A 16,646-nucleotide genomic window follows, 5' to 3' on the forward strand; every position below is an offset into this window, starting at 1 on the left:
ATACGGTAGTAGTGAGTCAATCTATCTAACAAACATCGAAAATAATAAGCGAGGAAAGAAAAACAACGCCTTGGTTTGTAACTGAAAAACTTCTTTTGTTCGACTATAAATACCATTGGTTAAATAGGCAGCAAAAACCTGAGCAAGAAGTGTTGCAACAGACGCTCCTAATGCTCCATAAGCTGGTATCAAATAGAAGTTTAATAGGATATTTATTAGTGCTCCCACAGCTGTACGACCAAGAAGAAACCGTTGCATATTTTCCACTACAAACCAATTATTAGTTCCCACTGCCATAAATACAAAAACGCCTGTCCAAATATGTATACTTAATATCAGGCCAACACTTTTATATTTATTTCCATAAAGTAAATCAACAATTTCATGGGAAAAAACACTAAAGATAATTGCAATGCTTATACCTGCTACTGCTAGTATATTTAGGAGTTTTTGATAACGACCAAGGTAAGCGTTGTAATCCTGCTTACGTAATATTATTATACTTGGATAAAACGCTGTTGTAAGAGCACCAGCAATAAAATACCATGCTTCTGATAAACGTAAAGCTGCACCATAGATACCTAATTCCTGATTACCAGCTAAATGCTTGAGCATGATTTGGTCTATACGTGTATAGATAAAAATAAAAAACTCAGCCAGCATCAATGGCCAAGTTAAATTGAGCAGTCGAGAAATAATGGGCCTATCGAATAAAAGATCAAATAGAGAATGGCCTTTTTGTGAAATGTAAATCCAGTAAATTGCTAAGTATCCAGTTGCAGTTTCAATGACCGATACTATAATAAAAAATTCCAATTCAAAATGGCTCCACAATCCATATACTCTTACTAATGTGGCTACGGCAAACGTGGCAATCTTTGCAATAATGCTGAAATGTATTTTATGAATACTTTGAAAATAAATATCAATTACATCAAAACCCTGAACAATAAGAGTAGTCGATGATATGGCTGTTAATACTATTAAGTTAGAATCAGAAATATGTATTATTGAACTGACTATTACCACTAAAATAAAAGCTGTAAAACCTGCTAATAATTTTAAACTAATAGTTGTCCTTATTAATCTATCTACTGTGCCACTATCTTGAACAGGGATATCACTAACTAAAATATTATTAACGCCCAAAGAGGCTAATGGCGCCAAAATAAGCGGGAATACATTTACATAATTATATAGGCCATATTCAACGGGGCCAAGATAACGTGCAAGCCATATGCCTACAATCATTCCTGTACCTGTTCGAAATATTTTATCAAAAAATAGCCATCCTACGCTAAAAATAGATTTTCGGAAAGAAAATTTAGCCCAGTAATCCTTTGTTTTAAGAACGAAATTCGAGAGGTTTTTCATGCTATTAGCTCTAAATAAACCTTTGAATTTTATTTATCATCTTATTGACTGACAACTAATTCGCAAAACTTAAGTATTCTTCTACCATTGCCTCTGCTATTTTTATAACATCGTATGTCGCAACCCATCCTAACTGTTCATGTGCTTTAGACGGATCAGCAAAACTTTCAGCAATATCGGTAGGGCGAAAAAGCGCCTTATTAATCTGAATATGATCTATCCAATTTAATCCAACAGCCTCAAATACAACCCGTATAAAATCACTTAGCTTGTGAGTTTCGCCTGTAGCAATAACGTAGTCGTCTGCTTTTTCCTGTTGAAGCATAAGCCACATAGCTTCCACATAATCCGGAGCCCAGCCCCAATCGCGAGCTATGTCGATGTTTCCCAAGGTCAATACTTCGGCACTACCCTTAGCAATTCGACAAGCTGCAGCTACAATTTTCTGGGTTACAAATCGCTCTGGCCGTAAAGGCGATTCATGATTGAATAAAATTCCTGTACTGGCATGCAGTTGATAGGCTTCCCTATAATTAGCAACCTGCCAGAACGCTGCTGCTTTAGCAACACCGTATGGGCTTCTTGGCCGAAATGGAGTTTCTTCATTGGCTGCTGCTTTGCCCGTGTCGCCAAAGCATTCACTGGAACCCGCACTATAGAACCTTACTGGAAGGTTACTAAAACGAATAGCTTCTAAAAGGTTAAGTGTACCGTGACTAATACTTTCGAGGGTTTCAACAGGTTGCTCGAAAGATAAGCCTACTGAACTTTGCCCAGCCAGATTATAAATTTCATCCGGCTTTATTTTTAAGAGTGTTTGCAACACACTCCGAAAATCATTGATACTTACTGATATTAGTTCAATCTGCTCCCGAATTCCTAGTCGATTAAGGTTCTTAAAAGAAGATACCTGTGCGTCACGCGAGCCCCCATAAACATGGTATCCTTTATCGACCAATAATTTAGCCAGATAAGCTCCATCTTGCCCTGAGATTCCACAGATTAAAGCCTTCTTCATACAAATCGAATTAGGTTATGTTTTGTCCGTATTAAAGCGATAACTACAGACACGATGGCTCCCAAAAAACCGCCAATCAATACAATCAAGGTTCGGCTTGGCGAGCTTTTACGTAATGGAATCGTTGGGGGTTCGAGAATTTTAAAAACAGGAGTTTCTTCCTGTACTTTTATTTTGGCTTGCTCCAGTTGTTTTGATAATTCGTTATATACGGTCTGCTCTAGTAAATAATCGGCCTGTAACCGTTGTTCGGTAATTTTAGCTGTCTCTAAAAATAAGCTTCTATTTCGATCACGATAATTAGAGATCGCATATTCTGCTGCCTGATAGCGGTTTTTTGCTTCATCGACCCTTTGTTGCAAAAAGCTAACCTGACGACGTGATTTTTCCGTTCGATATGCCGTTACATAATTAGTAAGATAGTCCATTGCCAGACGCGAAACATTAGCAGCAACGATAGGGTCTGTTTCGATAGCCGTTAATGTTAACATGCTTGTTTTCTTATCATAAGCAGGGTCTATACTAGCAAGTACCGATTTAACGAGTACATCCTGCTCTTTAGTTAATTCAAGCGTTCCTACTGTTTTATTTGGCGCTACTTCGGAATCGTCTCCTTTGCCAGCAAAAATATTGCCCAATAAGGAAGCAAAACTCCAGCCTGCAGTTTTAGTCAGGAACTCCTGCAATGTCATCTGCGCCTTAAAATTCTTAGAATAGACCTTCTGCTTTAACAGATCCAGGGCAAATGGAATACTTTTAATAACATTTGGATACAGGTCAGGACGAACAGCATCCTGAGTTCCCAAATTATCTATGTTTAACCCCGCCATACCTGCCAGAGAGCCTATTCCACTTAAACCACCAGCCCCCCGATTCTGTATTTCAGGCATGAGCGTCACTGTAGCTTTATACAGATTGGGTTTTGTGAATGCATATATTCCCCCTAGAAACATCCCGACTATAACCCCGATCAGTATTCGTCGTAGATTTTTTTTGAGGAAATTCAGCAAATCTTCCAGTCGAATTTCTAATTCTCGCGCGTCAGCAATTTCCTTTTTGTTTTCAGAAACAGACATAAACTATGCAGAAAGTCATTAGCGAAGCAGGACATTAACAAGGGCAATTGATACCGTTGCTAATAAAGACATAATACCAATCCGCTCAGATGCGCTCAAGCGGTTACCATCCAGAGGTTTAAACGGAATAACCATCGTTGAACCTGGCTCTACTTTTGGTCTGGACGTAATAAAAAGAAAGCGATGAGTCCGGTCCTTCCGTCCGTTAGGATAAATGATATACCCTTTATTTTTCCGAGCATTGTCGGTAAAGCCACCTGCCTCAGATATATAGTCATCGAAGGTGTAATCGGCTTTATAGCTAACAGATGATGGGTTTAGAACTGCCCCCTGCACCGAAATTACTTCTGACCGACGAGGAATAAAGAGTGTGTCGTTATCATTAACCAATAAATTCTCTTCAGAATCTGGTTTATCAAGAATGTTTTTCAGATCACTTCCAACGATCTGCCCTAATCGCCTGTATTGAGCACCGGGCATATAAGCGCCAGGTTTTAGTCCACCAGCACGCTGAATAACATCACTAATACGTTCCTGTCGATTCGAAATTGCATAGTTCCCGGGCTGCATTACCTCTCCAGCAACATATATATGTTTTTGTGCTTCATAATTAGGAGAAGTCCGAACATAAACAATATCGAAAGGCTGTAGTCTGAATGCAGTAGCCCTACCCAAGCTATCCTTTGAATCAGGAGATGATTCTAAAGGGCTTATTTCCAGATTACGATCAACAGCAAATCGATACATCTCCAACGTAGTAGACCTAATACCTGCAGAATCCTGACGTATACGCCGGGCCACTTCAATTAGATTTGGTTTAGCACCTTCTTTAAAACCTCCTGCACGGGCAACCAGATCAGCCACGCTCATATTCGAGAGAAAATCAACCGTATCTGGCTTGTTAACAGCACCCTCTATAATAACATGGTAGGCTTCCCGCAAATTTTGAATCGATAAAATTGACAGGCTATCCTGACGCATCAAAGGGATATCCTGAATCTCACCCCGCATGAGTTTACCCAGATCGAAGGATATATTTTCCCGGTCCATATCGGGACGTTCGCGCGTAATATTGGCTCTACTCATAAACGCATCCTTGCGCACACCCTCAGCCCGGTCAATGAGTTGACGAACGGTTTCAAGACCCGGCTCTAACGCATAATCGCCTGGTCGCATAACAGCTCCGCTAATCTGCACCCGGTTTTCGTAACGTTCAAGTATTTTTCCAACAAAATATTTATCTCCACGCTGGGGCAAAAATGCCGAAATCTGATCTTCAGTAATGGTAACGATACGACGCTCTCTGCTTGTGTTACGCCGTAAGGTAATAGAAGCACGATAAGCATCGTCGGCAAAGCCGCCTGCAAATGCTAATAACGTTTTTAGCGTTTCACCAGGTAATACTTCAAAAATAGCTGGTCGACGTACTTGCCCGTTTAATTCAACCCGAGTATCGTAGTCGGCAACACGTATCACATCCTGATCCTGTAAACGAATATTATCACGCTGGTCTGCTCTCAGTATGTAATCATACAGATCTATGGTGCGAATGACACGATTGGCACGAATAACATTTATTTTCCGAAACGAGCCTGTTTCAGGATTCGGTCCTCCAGCCAGATATAACGCATTAAAAGCAGAACCTAACGATGAGATCGTATACGTTCCTGGCCGAACAACCTCGCCAACAAGCGTAACACGAATACTCCGAATATTTGTAAGTGTTACGTTGGCACTGGTTTCACTTCCAGGCTTTCCAAGTGTTTGGTAGCCGCCTTGCCGTAAACGTTCAATAATTCGACGCTCAGCCTGCTCTATTGTAAGTCCAGAAATAAAAATGGGCGACAGATTCGGAACTTTTACAGTTCCATCGGGGCTAACTTTTAATTGAAATTCTCCAGTGGCTGCTCCCGCTATATCAACTCTTATTTCGTCGTCTGGCCCTACTATGTAGTTACGGGGCGTAGCAATCCGTAAGTTAGGCTCGAATGACATATTGGCATTCTCAAATAAAGAAGCACCGAATACTTTTAAACCTCGGCTTGTATCGCGTTTTGCCGTTATTGGCAGCGAATCAACCCGTTGCGAAAGATCAGATGGCAGCGTACGTCCCGTGCTCGTATTCGGCTGTGTTTGACTCTGAGAGCCAGACACTTGCATACGAATAGCACTAATCCTCTTCCGCATCTTTGCTATATCATCGAGCGTATATCCCTGCGACATAGCAGCCTGCTCGATTTGCATTTCACTCAAACCACTCGCCTGTGCTCTCTTATAAAAATTAACTATATCTTCATCGCTCAACTGATCTACCCGCGAACGAGGTTGCTGAGCCATTACCTGATGCGTTCCTGTCAGGAACAACAGCAGAAAAACAAGAGAAGAGAGTTTGATTTTGTTATTGAAAGATGACAATTTGTCTTTAATCAACGTGAACATTGGCTATTGGGCCAAAATTTGAACTGCAAAAGTAATAGATTCCTTTTAAAGATTGTTCCCTTATAATAAGGAACTTCGACAAAGAGGTTCTTACGTTGTAGTCCCACACGAAAGCACTAAATTTGCAGGGAACTATTCTCAATCGTCTGTCAAAAGAACAACTAAAAACCTGTCAGTTATGACTGACGACCATTGACTAAAGACATTATGATTAATCTCATAGCTAAACTTTTTGGAACCAAATCGCAGCGGGATATCAAAGAACTTCTGCCTTATGTGGAGCTGGTTAATGCCGAATTCGTTCGTTTGAAAGATATTTCGAACGATGAGTTGCGGCAATTTTCAGCTCAGCTAAAAGCACAAATCGCTGACGAATTGGCCGATATTGATAACCAGCTCACCGAACTTCGCGAGCACGCCAGCCATCCTGACGTGGATGTGAACGAGAAAGAGCAGATTTTTAATCAGGTCGATAAACTCGAAACTCAACGTAACACAGAATTAGAGCGAGTTCTGCTCGAAATTCTACCTAAGGCTTTTGCCGTAGTAAAGGAAACAGCCCGCCGATTCACCGAAAACGAACAACTTACGGTTACAGCAAACGACTTCGACCGTGAATTGGCAGCCCGTAAGAAAAGCGTAGTAATTGAGGGTGATCAGGCACATTGGGCCAACCAGTGGGATGCCGCAGGTAGCCCAATCAAATGGGCAATGGTTCATTATGATGTTCAGATTATCGGTGGCGTTGTTTTACACCAGGGTAAAATTGCCGAAATGGCTACTGGTGAAGGGAAAACCTTGGTTGCTACGTTCCCTGCATTCTTGAATGGCCTGGCCGGTCAAGGCGTACACATTGTAACGGTTAACGATTATCTGGCTAAACGTGACTCCGAATGGATGGGCCCACTGTTCGAATTTCACGGTATGCGTGTCGATTGTATTGATAAGCACCAGCCTAATTCGGAACAACGCAAACTCGCCTACCTAGCCGATATTACATACGGTACAAATAATGAATTTGGGTTTGACTATCTGCGTGACAATATGGCCCGCGAAACAGGTGAGCTGGTGCAACGTAAGCACCATTACGCCATGGTCGATGAGGTCGATTCGGTTTTGATTGATGATGCCCGGACACCGCTCATTATTAGCGGTCCCGTACCACGTGGTGATGAGCAGGATTATATCGAATTAAAACCGCGTGTTTCCCGAGTAGTTGAAGCCCAACGGAAACTGGTTTACGATTATCTGAATGACGCCAAACGTAAAATTGCGGCTGGTGATGAAAAAGAAGGGGGATTGTCATTATTCCGGGCGCATCGTGGTTTACCAAAACACAAACCGCTGATTAAGTTTCTGAGCGAAACAGGAAATAAGGCGCTTCTTCAGAAAACCGAAGCAATCTATCTGGCCGAAAACCAGAAATTGATGCCGGAAGCCGATGCTCCACTATACTTCACGATTGATGAGCGGCATAACGGTATTGATCTAACTGAGAAAGGTATCGATTACATCACAGGCTCTGGCGAAGATCCAAACTTCTTCATCTTACCTGATCTTTCGATCGACCTGAACGCTATCGATAAGGATGGAGATTTTTCAGAACAGGAAAAAATTCTTCATAAAGAAGCAGTAATCCGGGATTACGCGGTTAAAACACAACGTATCAATACCGTTAACCAGTTGTTGAAAGCGTACTGTCTCTTCGAGCGCGACACCGAGTATGTTATCATGGACGGAAAAGTAAAAATCGTCGATGAGCAAACTGGCCGGATCATGGATGGTCGCCGGTGGTCGGATGGCTTGCACCAGGCTGTTGAAGCGAAAGAGAACGTAAAGGTTGAAGATGCTACACAAACCTACGCCACCGTTACGCTTCAGAACTATTTCCGGATGTACCACAAACGGGCTGGTATGACAGGTACTGCCGAAACTGAAGCGTCGGAGTTCTGGCAAATTTACAAAATGGACGTAGTGGTGATTCCTACGAACCGTAGCATTAGCCGGAAAGACGAAGAAGACAAAGTATATCGGTCGGTACGTGAAAAATACAATGCTGTAGTTGAAGAGATTACAAGCCTTGTCGAAAAAGGGCGGCCAGTCCTTGTTGGTACTACGTCGGTCGAAAACTCTGAATTGCTGAGCCGTTTGCTCACGCTACGTAAAATTCAGCACCAGGTTCTGAACGCAAAATACCACCAGCGCGAAGCTGAGATTGTAGCATCGGCAGGGTTCCCGGGCACGGTTACCATTGCCACAAACATGGCGGGTCGTGGTACCGATATCAAACTGACTCCAGAATCAAAAACGGCTGGTGGTCTGGCCATCATCGGTACAGAACGACATGAATCGCGCCGGGTCGACCGGCAGTTACGAGGTCGTGCAGGACGTCAGGGTGACCCCGGTACGTCGCAATTCTTCGTGTCGCTCGAGGATAGCCTGATGCGATTGTTTGGTTCTGAACGTATCGCGAAGGTGATGGACCGTATGGGCCTTGAAGAAGGTGAAGTAATTCAGCACTCAATGATTACCAAATCAATTGAGCGTGCGCAGAAGAAAGTCGAAGAAAATAACTTCGGCATTCGAAAACGCCTGCTGGAATATGATGACGTAATGAACTATCAGCGTGAAGCGATCTACAAACGTCGACGTAACGCTTTGTTTGGCGACCGTCTGCCGTTAGACATTGCCAATACGATGTATGACGTAGTGGAAGAAACGGTCAACAACGCCGAAGGTAATTATGAAGGCATAAAACTTCAGTTGCTGACCACACTAGGCTTCTCCCCTCAACTATCCGATAGTGACTTCAATCGCCTGAAAAAGCCAGATCTTATTCGTAGTTTATACGAAGAAGCAGAAGCACATTATCAGGAAAAGAATAACGCCATTGCTGAAAAAGCGTTGCCGGTCCTGACACAGGTTTTGCATGAACAAGGGCATCAGATCAAAAATATCGTTGTGCCATTCTCGGACGGCATACATGAATTAACGGTTGTTTCGGATTTGCAGAAATCGGTTGATACAGGTGCTCGCGAAATCGTTACAGAAATGGAGAAAGCCGTTACGTTGTCAGTTATCGATCAGGAGTGGAAAGAGCACCTCCGCGAAATGGACGATCTGAAACAGTCGGTTCAGAATGCTGTATTCGAGCAGAAAGATCCGTTGCTGGTCTATAAGTTTGAGTCGGTAGAACTGTTCAAGCGGTTCCTGAATAAAGTAAATTTCGATACCATAAGCTTCCTGACCAAAGCAGATATTCCGGCTCAGGAACAGCAGGAAATTGAACAGGAAATTCGTCAGGCACCAGCCCAACAACGGCAGCAACCACAGCCGAAGCTTCAGACAAATGCAGACGATTTCTCGGACGAACATTTAGCTACGGGACCGGAAGAATATGCTCGCCGAATGGCCGAAAATAACGCCATGGGTGCGGGCGCTCCACCAATGCCTCCTCGTCAGGCCCCGGTACGTGCCGCTAAAGTTGACCGTAATGCCCGTGTCAATGTTCAATACGCCGATGGGTCTGTAAAACGTGATGTTAAATACAAAACCGTTGAAAACGACTTATTGAGCGGTAAAGCAATGCTGGTCGAATAGGTTGTACATTATTCTGATCAAACGCCCTCTGAATTAGCATATTTGGAGGGCGTTTTGCATATAAATCTCTGCCCAGCAAGCTTACGTTGCAGCAACCTGATTCAAGACACTTTTTGCATAGGTAAAACGTTATCAGATAGCATGAAAAAAGCTTATCTGTCGGTACTTTTCCTTGGATTATTGTCGGCTGTTTCTAGTACCGACCCTATCCGGCTTCGTTCAGAAACGCTTCCGTTTATTCCTAAAGAATTTTACATTGCCACCGTTACAGACCAACGTTCTGAACGTGGGCCCATTGCCCGAATGGCGCTAACTCTGAATCAGTCCGTTCAACCGGTAGATCTGGAACGGGGCGTAGCGATCAGCTTTCAGCAATTTATAACCCATAGCTTACATCAAACCAAATCGCTACGTCCGGTCGCGATGCGGATTAAAGAGTGTCGTGTTAGCGAAAATGCGGTAGGGAACCGCGTAACAGGTAAATTCTCCTTACATGTTACGTTTGACCTTTTGGGCAAAGACGATGGAGGAGCAGAAACCACTACGTTTCTGATGGAATATCGGGGCGGAACAAATTATACGCGCCCGTTGAATCAGCCATCCGTTATTGAATCCAGTATTCGGCAAACATTAGGTGCTTCGCTACGTAGTTTTAATGATTATATGAACCGCGAAAGCGGTCGCAATGAGAAGCTGGCCAAGCGATTGCAAGTCATTTTTACGGACGATTCCCGCATAACCGACGATGATACCGTCAATTACAATCCCAATCGTAAACTTACCTGGGCCGATTTTAAAGCCGCTCCCCGTCGAGGTAGTCACTATGCAGCGGAAGTTTTTACCAGTTTTGCGTATGAAGGAAAAAGCTCGGTTAAAAATGGGATTATCGTTTTAAATCTAACAGCCAAAGCATACATGCTCAAAAATTCGTCGTGGGGGCGAGCTGATGCAAAAAACGCTTATGCGCTTAACCACGAACAGCGGCACTTCGACATCACCAAAATCATCACCGAACGGTTCAAGAAAAAGCTTAGCCCCGATAGTCTGACACTGGAAGATTATAACAGCATTGCTCAATACCAGTTCATTGAATCGTACCGGGAATTGAATCGGATGCAAACGCAGTATGACGATGAAACGAACCATAGCATCAATCAGGCTGCACAGGAACGCTGGAATCAAAAAATTGACGCCGAACTACGTAGCTTAGGCGTGATAAAATGAAGAAGATTCGCGTTCTGCACATTAGCACGGCTCATCAGCCGCAAGACCCACGTATCGTTTTCAAGCAGTGTCAGTCGCTGGCTGATTATTATGAGGTATTCTGCGCTTTACCAAACGCCAGTTCGTCAGTTGCGCCAAACATCCGGTTTATTCCCCTACCCTACTTTCGTCACGTTATCTGGCGAATTCTGATTACCTGTCCACTTGTTTTGCTACGTTGTCTTTTACTACGTCCCCGAATCGTACACATATATACACCTGAACTTATTCCTTTTGCTTATCTATTCAGGATTTTAGGCGCGCAGGTAGTTTACGAGGTGCAGGAAAATTTACATAAAAAAATGCATCTGAAAGTGCATAACCGAGGATTTCTTCTGGAAAAAGCTTTTCGATGGTTCGATTATCTGGCTCAGAAACATTTTTATCTCATCTTCACCGAACATGGGTATCTAAGCACATATACACATCTGGCAAAACCCTATGCTGTAATCTACAATTACCCGTTATTATCATTTCTGGAACCTTTTCGTGAACCCTATTCTCCCAATCCGACACAGCCTATTTTCTTTTATATCGGCTGGCTTAGTTTCGAACGGGCGTTCGATACATTAACCCGAGCGATGGCTTTGGTGAAAATCAAATTCCCGAACGTAGCAGTCCATTTGTTTGGTCAGCGTATCTTTACCAGCGAAGATTTGGAAGCGATTCCAGAATATACAACAGTGCGCGATAATTTTCATTTCTACGGTTATAGCGACCAACGAAGGGCTCTTCCTCTTGCGAAGGGCGCAACAGCGGGATTAGCCTTGTTAAAACCTATTGGTGATTATCCCGAATCGTATCCAACTAAACTGTTTGAGTATATGGCATTGGGGTTGCCCGTCGTTACGTCTGATTTTCCCCTTTATCAAGACGTAGTGGAACGACATCAATGTGGTTTCTGTATATCTCCATACGATTCTAAACGGCTTGCCGATACGCTCACCTATTTGATTGAGCATCCAGAAGTCGCCAAACGAATGGGCGAACGAGGGAGAAAGGCTGTAGAAGCAGAATACAACTGGAATACTGAAGTAGAGAAACTGCTTCAGTATTACGAAAAAATACTCTATCGGAAGAATAAATAGCCCCTTAAACAAGATTTATCTAATACATTCTGGTATTGTTCTAATGTTTAATGCTACGTTTTCCCGGAAGGATTTAACTTTAGGTACTAATTCGGGTTATACTCGTGTTAGCCCCAATTTATTTGGTCTGATGTATATACATGCAGTGAGCCATTATCTGCCCGAGCAGGTAGTTGGCAATGAACATTTCACCCAGCTCAACGGTCTATCCAGCGATTGGATTATCGAACGTACTGGTATTGTAGAGCGACGAAAGGCTGCTCCCGGCGAGAATACAAATACAATGACGCTTGAAGTTGTTCGGAAACTTCAGGAAAAAGCGGACCTTTCCACCATCGACTTAATCGTTGGTGCTACGTATACACCCTACGATACCATCGTTTCGCTGGCTCATGAGGCTCAGCATTATCTGGGCATTCCTGATATTCCGGTGGTTTCGGTATCAACGGCCTGCTCGTCGTTGCTCAATGCCATTGAATTGGTAGAGGGTTATTTTGCGCTGAATAAAGCTAGTAGGGCTCTAGTTATTGTTTCGGAGCACAATACGTTGTATTACAACGAACAGGATACGGTTTCGGGACACCTTTGGGGCGATGGCGCTGCGGCACTATTGATCACGAAAGAGCGGCAAAGCGATGCTGATTTTACCATTAAAGCTTTACTGACAGGAGGAGCTGCGCATACACCTAAAGCAACTACAGGCGTTATGATGAAACCGGCTGATGGGGGCGTTACGATGCCTCATGGCCGCGACGTGTTCATCAATGCTTGTCAGTATATGCCTAAAGCCAGTTTACAGGCGCTGGAACGGTGTGGTCTTACGCTGGCCGATGTCGATTACATATTACCGCATCAGGCCAATCTGCGCATTTCCCGCAACGTAATGAATACGCTTGGTTTGCCCGAAGAAAAACTGATTTCGAACATCCAGCGATACGGAAATACGGGCTGTGCAGGTTGCGCGATTGCGCTTTCTGAACAGTGGGATAACTTCCAGAAAGGACAACGTATCGTCATCACCGTGTTTGGTGGTGGCTACTCCTACGGAGCCATGCTGGTAGAAGTATAAAAGAGTGAAAAAGTTAAAGGGTTATATAGTTGTAAAGTTCGTGAGTGCGTCAGCCAGCTTTACAACTATATAACCCTTTAACTTTTTCACCAAACTTACTGTGCGTCTCCCCGCCAAACGTTGTTTTTGCTGTTAATATCCGGCAGCTTCTGATCCGGGTCAATAACAACCGATTTCAGTGAAGACGTTGAATTATATTTGAATGTCCAGCCTGCGCCACGTTGCCATACTTCAATCGGCAGATTAATACGTCCCTTTTTCCCGTTCGACTCCGTTACCTCAATCGTAACAGGCATTGCCATTTTTTCAAGATTTTCGATGGAAATAAGCGAGCCATTAGATGGAGTGCCATCAACATATTTTACGTCTTTAACGCTCTGGTCCAGTTTCCAGGTTTCGTAGAAATAGCCTTTCCAGAACCAGCCTAAATCTTCACCGGCACCATCTTCCATGCTCCGGAAGAAATCGTAAGGCGTTGGATGTTTGAAAGCCCACCGATGTACGTAGTTTTTAAAGGCAAAATCAAAACGGTCGGGACCAAGTACTACGTCACGTAGCAGTTTTAACCCAATACCCGGCTTGAAATAAGCGAGAATACCCAAAACCCGCGCCTGCTGAACGTCTGGAATGGTCATAATTGGCTCAGCTGGCGAGAACAAAGCAGGTGCCAGATCATGCATGGTGCCCCGCTCCCGATTATACTCACCTTTGTTAAAGCTAGCCGTTGATAAGCCGTTGATGAACGTATTAAAACCTTCGTCCATCCAGGGGAATTTCCGTTCGTTATTACCCACAATCATCGGGAACCAGTTGTGTCCGAATTCATGGTCTGTTACGCCCCAAAGTGCATCTTTTTTATCGCGGTGATCGCAGAAAATAATACCTGGATATTCCATACCAGCTACCACACCCGCTACGTTGGTTGCCACCGGATAGCTGTATTCATACAAATATTTCGAATAAAACTCGACGCAACCTTTCACGTACTCCGTCGAACGGCCCCATGAATCATTCGTTGCGCTTTCAACAGGATATACGGATTGAGCAAGCGATGGCTGACCACTTGGCAGGTTAATCTTGGCCGCGTCCCAAACAAACGTCCGTGACGATGCCCACGCAACATCGCGGCTATTCTGACAGCGGAATTTCCAGGTCAGCGTACCTGATTTTTTCGGGCGAGAATTAGCGTCTGTCACTTCATCTTTACCCCGAATAATAACCGTTTGGTCGCTCTGACGAGCTTGTGCCAGTCGTTTTATCTGCTCAGAAGTTAATACATCGTTCGGGTTCAGCAGTTCGCCGGAACCAACCACAATATGATCCCAAGGTGTCGTAATGCTGTATTCGTAATCACCATAATCGAGGTAAAACTCGCCAGCACCAAGATAAGGCAGTACGTTCCAGCCCTCGATGTCGTCGTAAACGCACATTCTTGGATACCATTGCGCAATTTCATAGATGATTCCGTCCTTCCGTTTAAGCTGTCCCATCCGGTCAGAACCGTATTCGGGAATCTTAAAGGAGTAGGCAATTTTTACCTTCACTACGTCACCACCAGCTTTCACAGGTGCAGCTAACCGGATTTGCATACGGGTGTCGGTAATCTCATAATTTGCTTTGGCAAACCCACCTTTCCCCTGATCGATCTGCACGTTCGAAATGGTATAACCACCTGCGAAACCTAAGTTACCAAACCGTCCACCCGTGGTTGGTGTTGTTTTGGCCGCCCGCGACGTATCGCTAAAGGCATTCTGGTCGAGTTGGAGCCAGAGATAAGGCAACGTTTCGGGAGAGTTGTTCTTATAGGTAATCGTTACCTCGCCCGATACTGTTTTTTGTTGGTCGTCAAGCGTAACCGCGATTTGATAATCAGACCGGTTTTGCCAATACCGAGGGCCAGGCGCACCGCTTCCGGTCCGATAGTCGTTGCCTGGTTGCATGTTAAACAACGGATGAAACAATGACAGTGGATCGTATTTTGAATTGGAAGGAATAGAATTAGTTTGGGCAAAAGCCTTGGCACAGAGCATAAAGAAGCTCAACCAGAGAATGTTTTTTTTCATGAAGAGAACTACTGAATGATACGTTACGAAGTGTAATTACGTCGTAATCAACAGATTATTGATTGATTTCTGTTACGTCTCTCTTCGACGTAATCTAGTACAAATAACGCTATAAAGTGCCGAAATCTGATAATCTCACCACCGTAGTTGCCAATCGACACCATGATGAATCAGAAGAAAGATAAATAACCCTATCCAAAGAATATCGACAAAGTGCCAATAAAGCACAATCATTCTAATTTTAAGCCGATTCGGTGGATTGACACTGTAGACAAACGAATCAATATAAGGCCGACGACGTAGTGCTTCGGCTAGTGCAATAACCAGAAAAACCAGACCGATCAGAATATGTAACAGATGAATCCCTGAAATGATATAGACGAACCCACCTGCCGGATTCCCTTCTAGCTTAATACCAGCCTCAATCATCTGATACCAGCCCCAGCCTTGCAATAAAATAAATAACGTGCCAAGCACTAACGTAGTAGCCAGGTTAGTGCGATATAAGCTAAATCGCTCATGTCGAAATGACAAAAGGGCAGCATTTAACGTAAAGCTACTCAACACAATAACCAGCGTACTAAGCAAAAAAACAAACGGAAGTTTAATCTCAGCCCAGCCCGAACCAGCTCGACGGATAATATAGGCAGTTAGCAACATTGTAAACAGCATCACACTACTGGCAATACCCAGCCAAACCATAAAACGAAATGGCTCCCGTCGCTTTGTGATGAAGTTACTCATAATGATCGTTAGTCGTGGAGTGCTACGTCCATCGATAGGTATGCTTGTTAATTATAACTTTCCCTGCCAAACGCTATACGTCTGAAATTGGTTTATCGGTGCAATGGGTGCGTCGAAAATTCCAAAAACTGTTGATCCAGAGCCGCTCATGCTAGCATATATGGCTCCATTTTCATAAAGTTGCGCCTTTATCTGTTCCAGAACAGGGTATTTTGGAAATAAGCTATCTTCAAAATCATTGTGAATTGTATTACGCCACGTAGCAATAGGCATCTGCAACTGCTCGAAAAGTGATTCTGTTGGCTGTTGTGGTCGTATACCGGCATAAGCTTCTGCCGTTGAAATAGCCATATTAGGATAAACTAGCAGGATATGATAGCCGCTCAGGTCAACCGAAATTTCAGAAAATACATCGCCCTTTTCCGTACAGTACATCGGACGATTCTGAATGAAAAAAGCACAATCGCTACCTAGCCTGCGCGCATACTCTTCCAATTGAGGGATGGTTAATGCAAGACCAAAACGCTCATTCAGCAATTTAAGCGTAAAAGCAGCATCAGTCGAACCGCCACCAAGCCCTGCTCCTATTGGTATAATTTTATGCAGATGTAGGAAAACAGGAGGTAAATCGAAATCACGTCGAAGCAGATTATACGCCCGAACACAAAGATTGTCACTGCCATTTCCGGGGATGGTTAATCCGCTACTGCTAAACCCGAACGTATCGGCAGTAATCACTTCCAGAACATCGCTCCAGCCAACTGGATAAAAACACGATTGCAGATTATGAAAACCATCGGTACGTTTCTCTGTGATACGTAATCCAAGGTTGATTTTGCAGGCAGGAAATGTAAGCAAAGAATGATGAATGGATAATGAATGATGAATAATGGAGTACTACGTTAAACGAGT

The 16,646-nt window shown here is 43.6% G+C and carries 11 protein-coding genes; 4 read left to right on the forward strand and 7 right to left on the reverse strand.

Translation table 11 applies throughout. From position 1 onward, the window contains the following. Window positions 1-21 precede the first annotated feature (21 nt). From ACYVD4_RS03150 to ACYVD4_RS03165, 4 genes are read right to left on the reverse strand one after another with little or no spacing between them, the layout of a single operon-like run. A complete protein-coding gene (locus ACYVD4_RS03150) occupies window positions 22-1,374 on the reverse strand; it encodes a flippase (RefSeq protein ID WP_460942305.1) in 1,353 nt (450 codons plus the stop codon). A gap of 55 nt (window positions 1,375-1,429) precedes the next feature. Continuing rightward, window positions 1,430-2,392, reverse strand: coding sequence for a GDP-mannose 4,6-dehydratase (locus ACYVD4_RS03155; RefSeq protein WP_460942307.1), 963 nt, complete (start codon window positions 2,390-2,392; stop codon window positions 1,430-1,432). Then, the gene (locus ACYVD4_RS03160) at window positions 2,389-3,468 is read right to left on the reverse strand and encodes a GNVR domain-containing protein (RefSeq protein WP_460942309.1); all 1,080 of its coding nucleotides are present in this window, start codon (window positions 3,466-3,468) and stop codon (window positions 2,389-2,391) included. Before ACYVD4_RS03160 ends, ACYVD4_RS03155 begins: the two co-directional genes overlap by 4 nt. 18 nt (window positions 3,469-3,486) lie before the next feature. Then, window positions 3,487-5,907: an SLBB domain-containing protein gene (locus ACYVD4_RS03165; protein ID WP_460942311.1), complete on the reverse strand. Its 2,421-nt coding sequence runs from the start codon at window positions 5,905-5,907 to the stop codon at window positions 3,487-3,489. 207 nt (window positions 5,908-6,114) lie between these two features. Here ACYVD4_RS03165 and secA point away from each other — a divergent pair, with 207 nt between their 5' ends. The 4 genes from secA (at window position 6,115) to ACYVD4_RS03185 (ending at window position 12,927) form a co-directional block, all read left to right on the forward strand. Further along, the gene (secA, locus tag ACYVD4_RS03170) at window positions 6,115-9,507 is read left to right on the forward strand and encodes a preprotein translocase subunit SecA (protein WP_460942313.1); all 3,393 of its coding nucleotides are present in this window, start codon (window positions 6,115-6,117) and stop codon (window positions 9,505-9,507) included. A 141-nt stretch (window positions 9,508-9,648) separates the two neighbouring features. Continuing rightward, on the forward strand, window positions 9,649-10,731 hold the full coding sequence (locus tag ACYVD4_RS03175) for a hypothetical protein (RefSeq protein ID WP_460942315.1): 1,083 nt from the start codon (window positions 9,649-9,651) through the stop codon (window positions 10,729-10,731). After that, on the forward strand, window positions 10,728-11,858 hold the full coding sequence (locus ACYVD4_RS03180; protein WP_460942317.1) for a glycosyltransferase: 1,131 nt from the start codon (window positions 10,728-10,730) through the stop codon (window positions 11,856-11,858). The genes ACYVD4_RS03175 and ACYVD4_RS03180 overlap by 4 nt, the downstream gene beginning before the upstream one ends. Before the next feature lie 130 nt (window positions 11,859-11,988). Then, window positions 11,989-12,927 carry a 3-oxoacyl-ACP synthase III family protein gene (locus ACYVD4_RS03185; RefSeq protein ID WP_460942319.1) on the forward strand — a complete coding sequence of 313 codons (939 nt, stop codon included), beginning with the start codon at window positions 11,989-11,991 and terminating at the stop codon, window positions 12,925-12,927. Window positions 12,928-13,022: 95 nt separating this feature from the next. Here ACYVD4_RS03185 and ACYVD4_RS03190 read toward each other — a convergent pair whose 3' ends face one another. The 3 genes from ACYVD4_RS03190 to ispE form a co-directional block, all read right to left on the reverse strand. Continuing rightward, window positions 13,023-14,990, reverse strand: coding sequence for a M1 family metallopeptidase (locus ACYVD4_RS03190; RefSeq protein ID WP_460942321.1), 1,968 nt, complete (start codon window positions 14,988-14,990; stop codon window positions 13,023-13,025). Between the two features lie 135 nt (window positions 14,991-15,125). Further along, window positions 15,126-15,734 carry a cytochrome c oxidase subunit 3 gene (locus tag ACYVD4_RS03195; protein WP_460942323.1) on the reverse strand — a complete coding sequence of 203 codons (609 nt, stop codon included), beginning with the start codon at window positions 15,732-15,734 and terminating at the stop codon, window positions 15,126-15,128. Window positions 15,735-15,785: 51 nt separating this feature from the next. Then, window positions 15,786-16,592 (reverse strand): 4-(cytidine 5'-diphospho)-2-C-methyl-D-erythritol kinase, encoded by an 807-nt coding sequence (ispE, locus tag ACYVD4_RS03200; protein ID WP_460942325.1) that lies wholly within the window; start codon window positions 16,590-16,592, stop codon window positions 15,786-15,788. Between the last annotated feature and the right edge of the window lie 54 nt (window positions 16,593-16,646).

It is taken from the genome of Spirosoma daeguense (assembly GCF_054776875.1).

Excerpts from the sequence above, each read along its gene's own strand:
- ACYVD4_RS03150 (WP_460942305.1), bottom strand. The coding sequence starts at position 1,374 with ATGAAAAACCTCTCGAATTTCGTTCTTAAAACAAAGGATTACTGGGCT.
- ACYVD4_RS03155 (WP_460942307.1), bottom strand. The coding sequence starts at position 2,392 with ATGAAGAAGGCTTTAATCTGTGGAATCTCAGGGCAAGATGGAGCTTAT.
- ACYVD4_RS03160 (WP_460942309.1), bottom strand. The coding sequence starts at position 3,468 with ATGTCTGTTTCTGAAAACAAAAAGGAAATTGCTGACGCGCGAGAATTA.
- ACYVD4_RS03165 (WP_460942311.1), bottom strand. The coding sequence starts at position 5,907 with ATGTTCACGTTGATTAAAGACAAATTGTCATCTTTCAATAACAAAATC.
- secA (WP_460942313.1), top strand. The coding sequence starts at position 6,115 with ATGATTAATCTCATAGCTAAACTTTTTGGAACCAAATCGCAGCGGGAT.
- ACYVD4_RS03175 (WP_460942315.1), top strand. The coding sequence starts at position 9,649 with ATGAAAAAAGCTTATCTGTCGGTACTTTTCCTTGGATTATTGTCGGCT.
- ACYVD4_RS03180 (WP_460942317.1), top strand. The coding sequence starts at position 10,728 with ATGAAGAAGATTCGCGTTCTGCACATTAGCACGGCTCATCAGCCGCAA.
- ACYVD4_RS03185 (WP_460942319.1), top strand. The coding sequence starts at position 11,989 with ATGTATATACATGCAGTGAGCCATTATCTGCCCGAGCAGGTAGTTGGC.
- ACYVD4_RS03190 (WP_460942321.1), bottom strand. The coding sequence starts at position 14,990 with ATGAAAAAAAACATTCTCTGGTTGAGCTTCTTTATGCTCTGTGCCAAG.
- ACYVD4_RS03195 (WP_460942323.1), bottom strand. The coding sequence starts at position 15,734 with ATGAGTAACTTCATCACAAAGCGACGGGAGCCATTTCGTTTTATGGTT.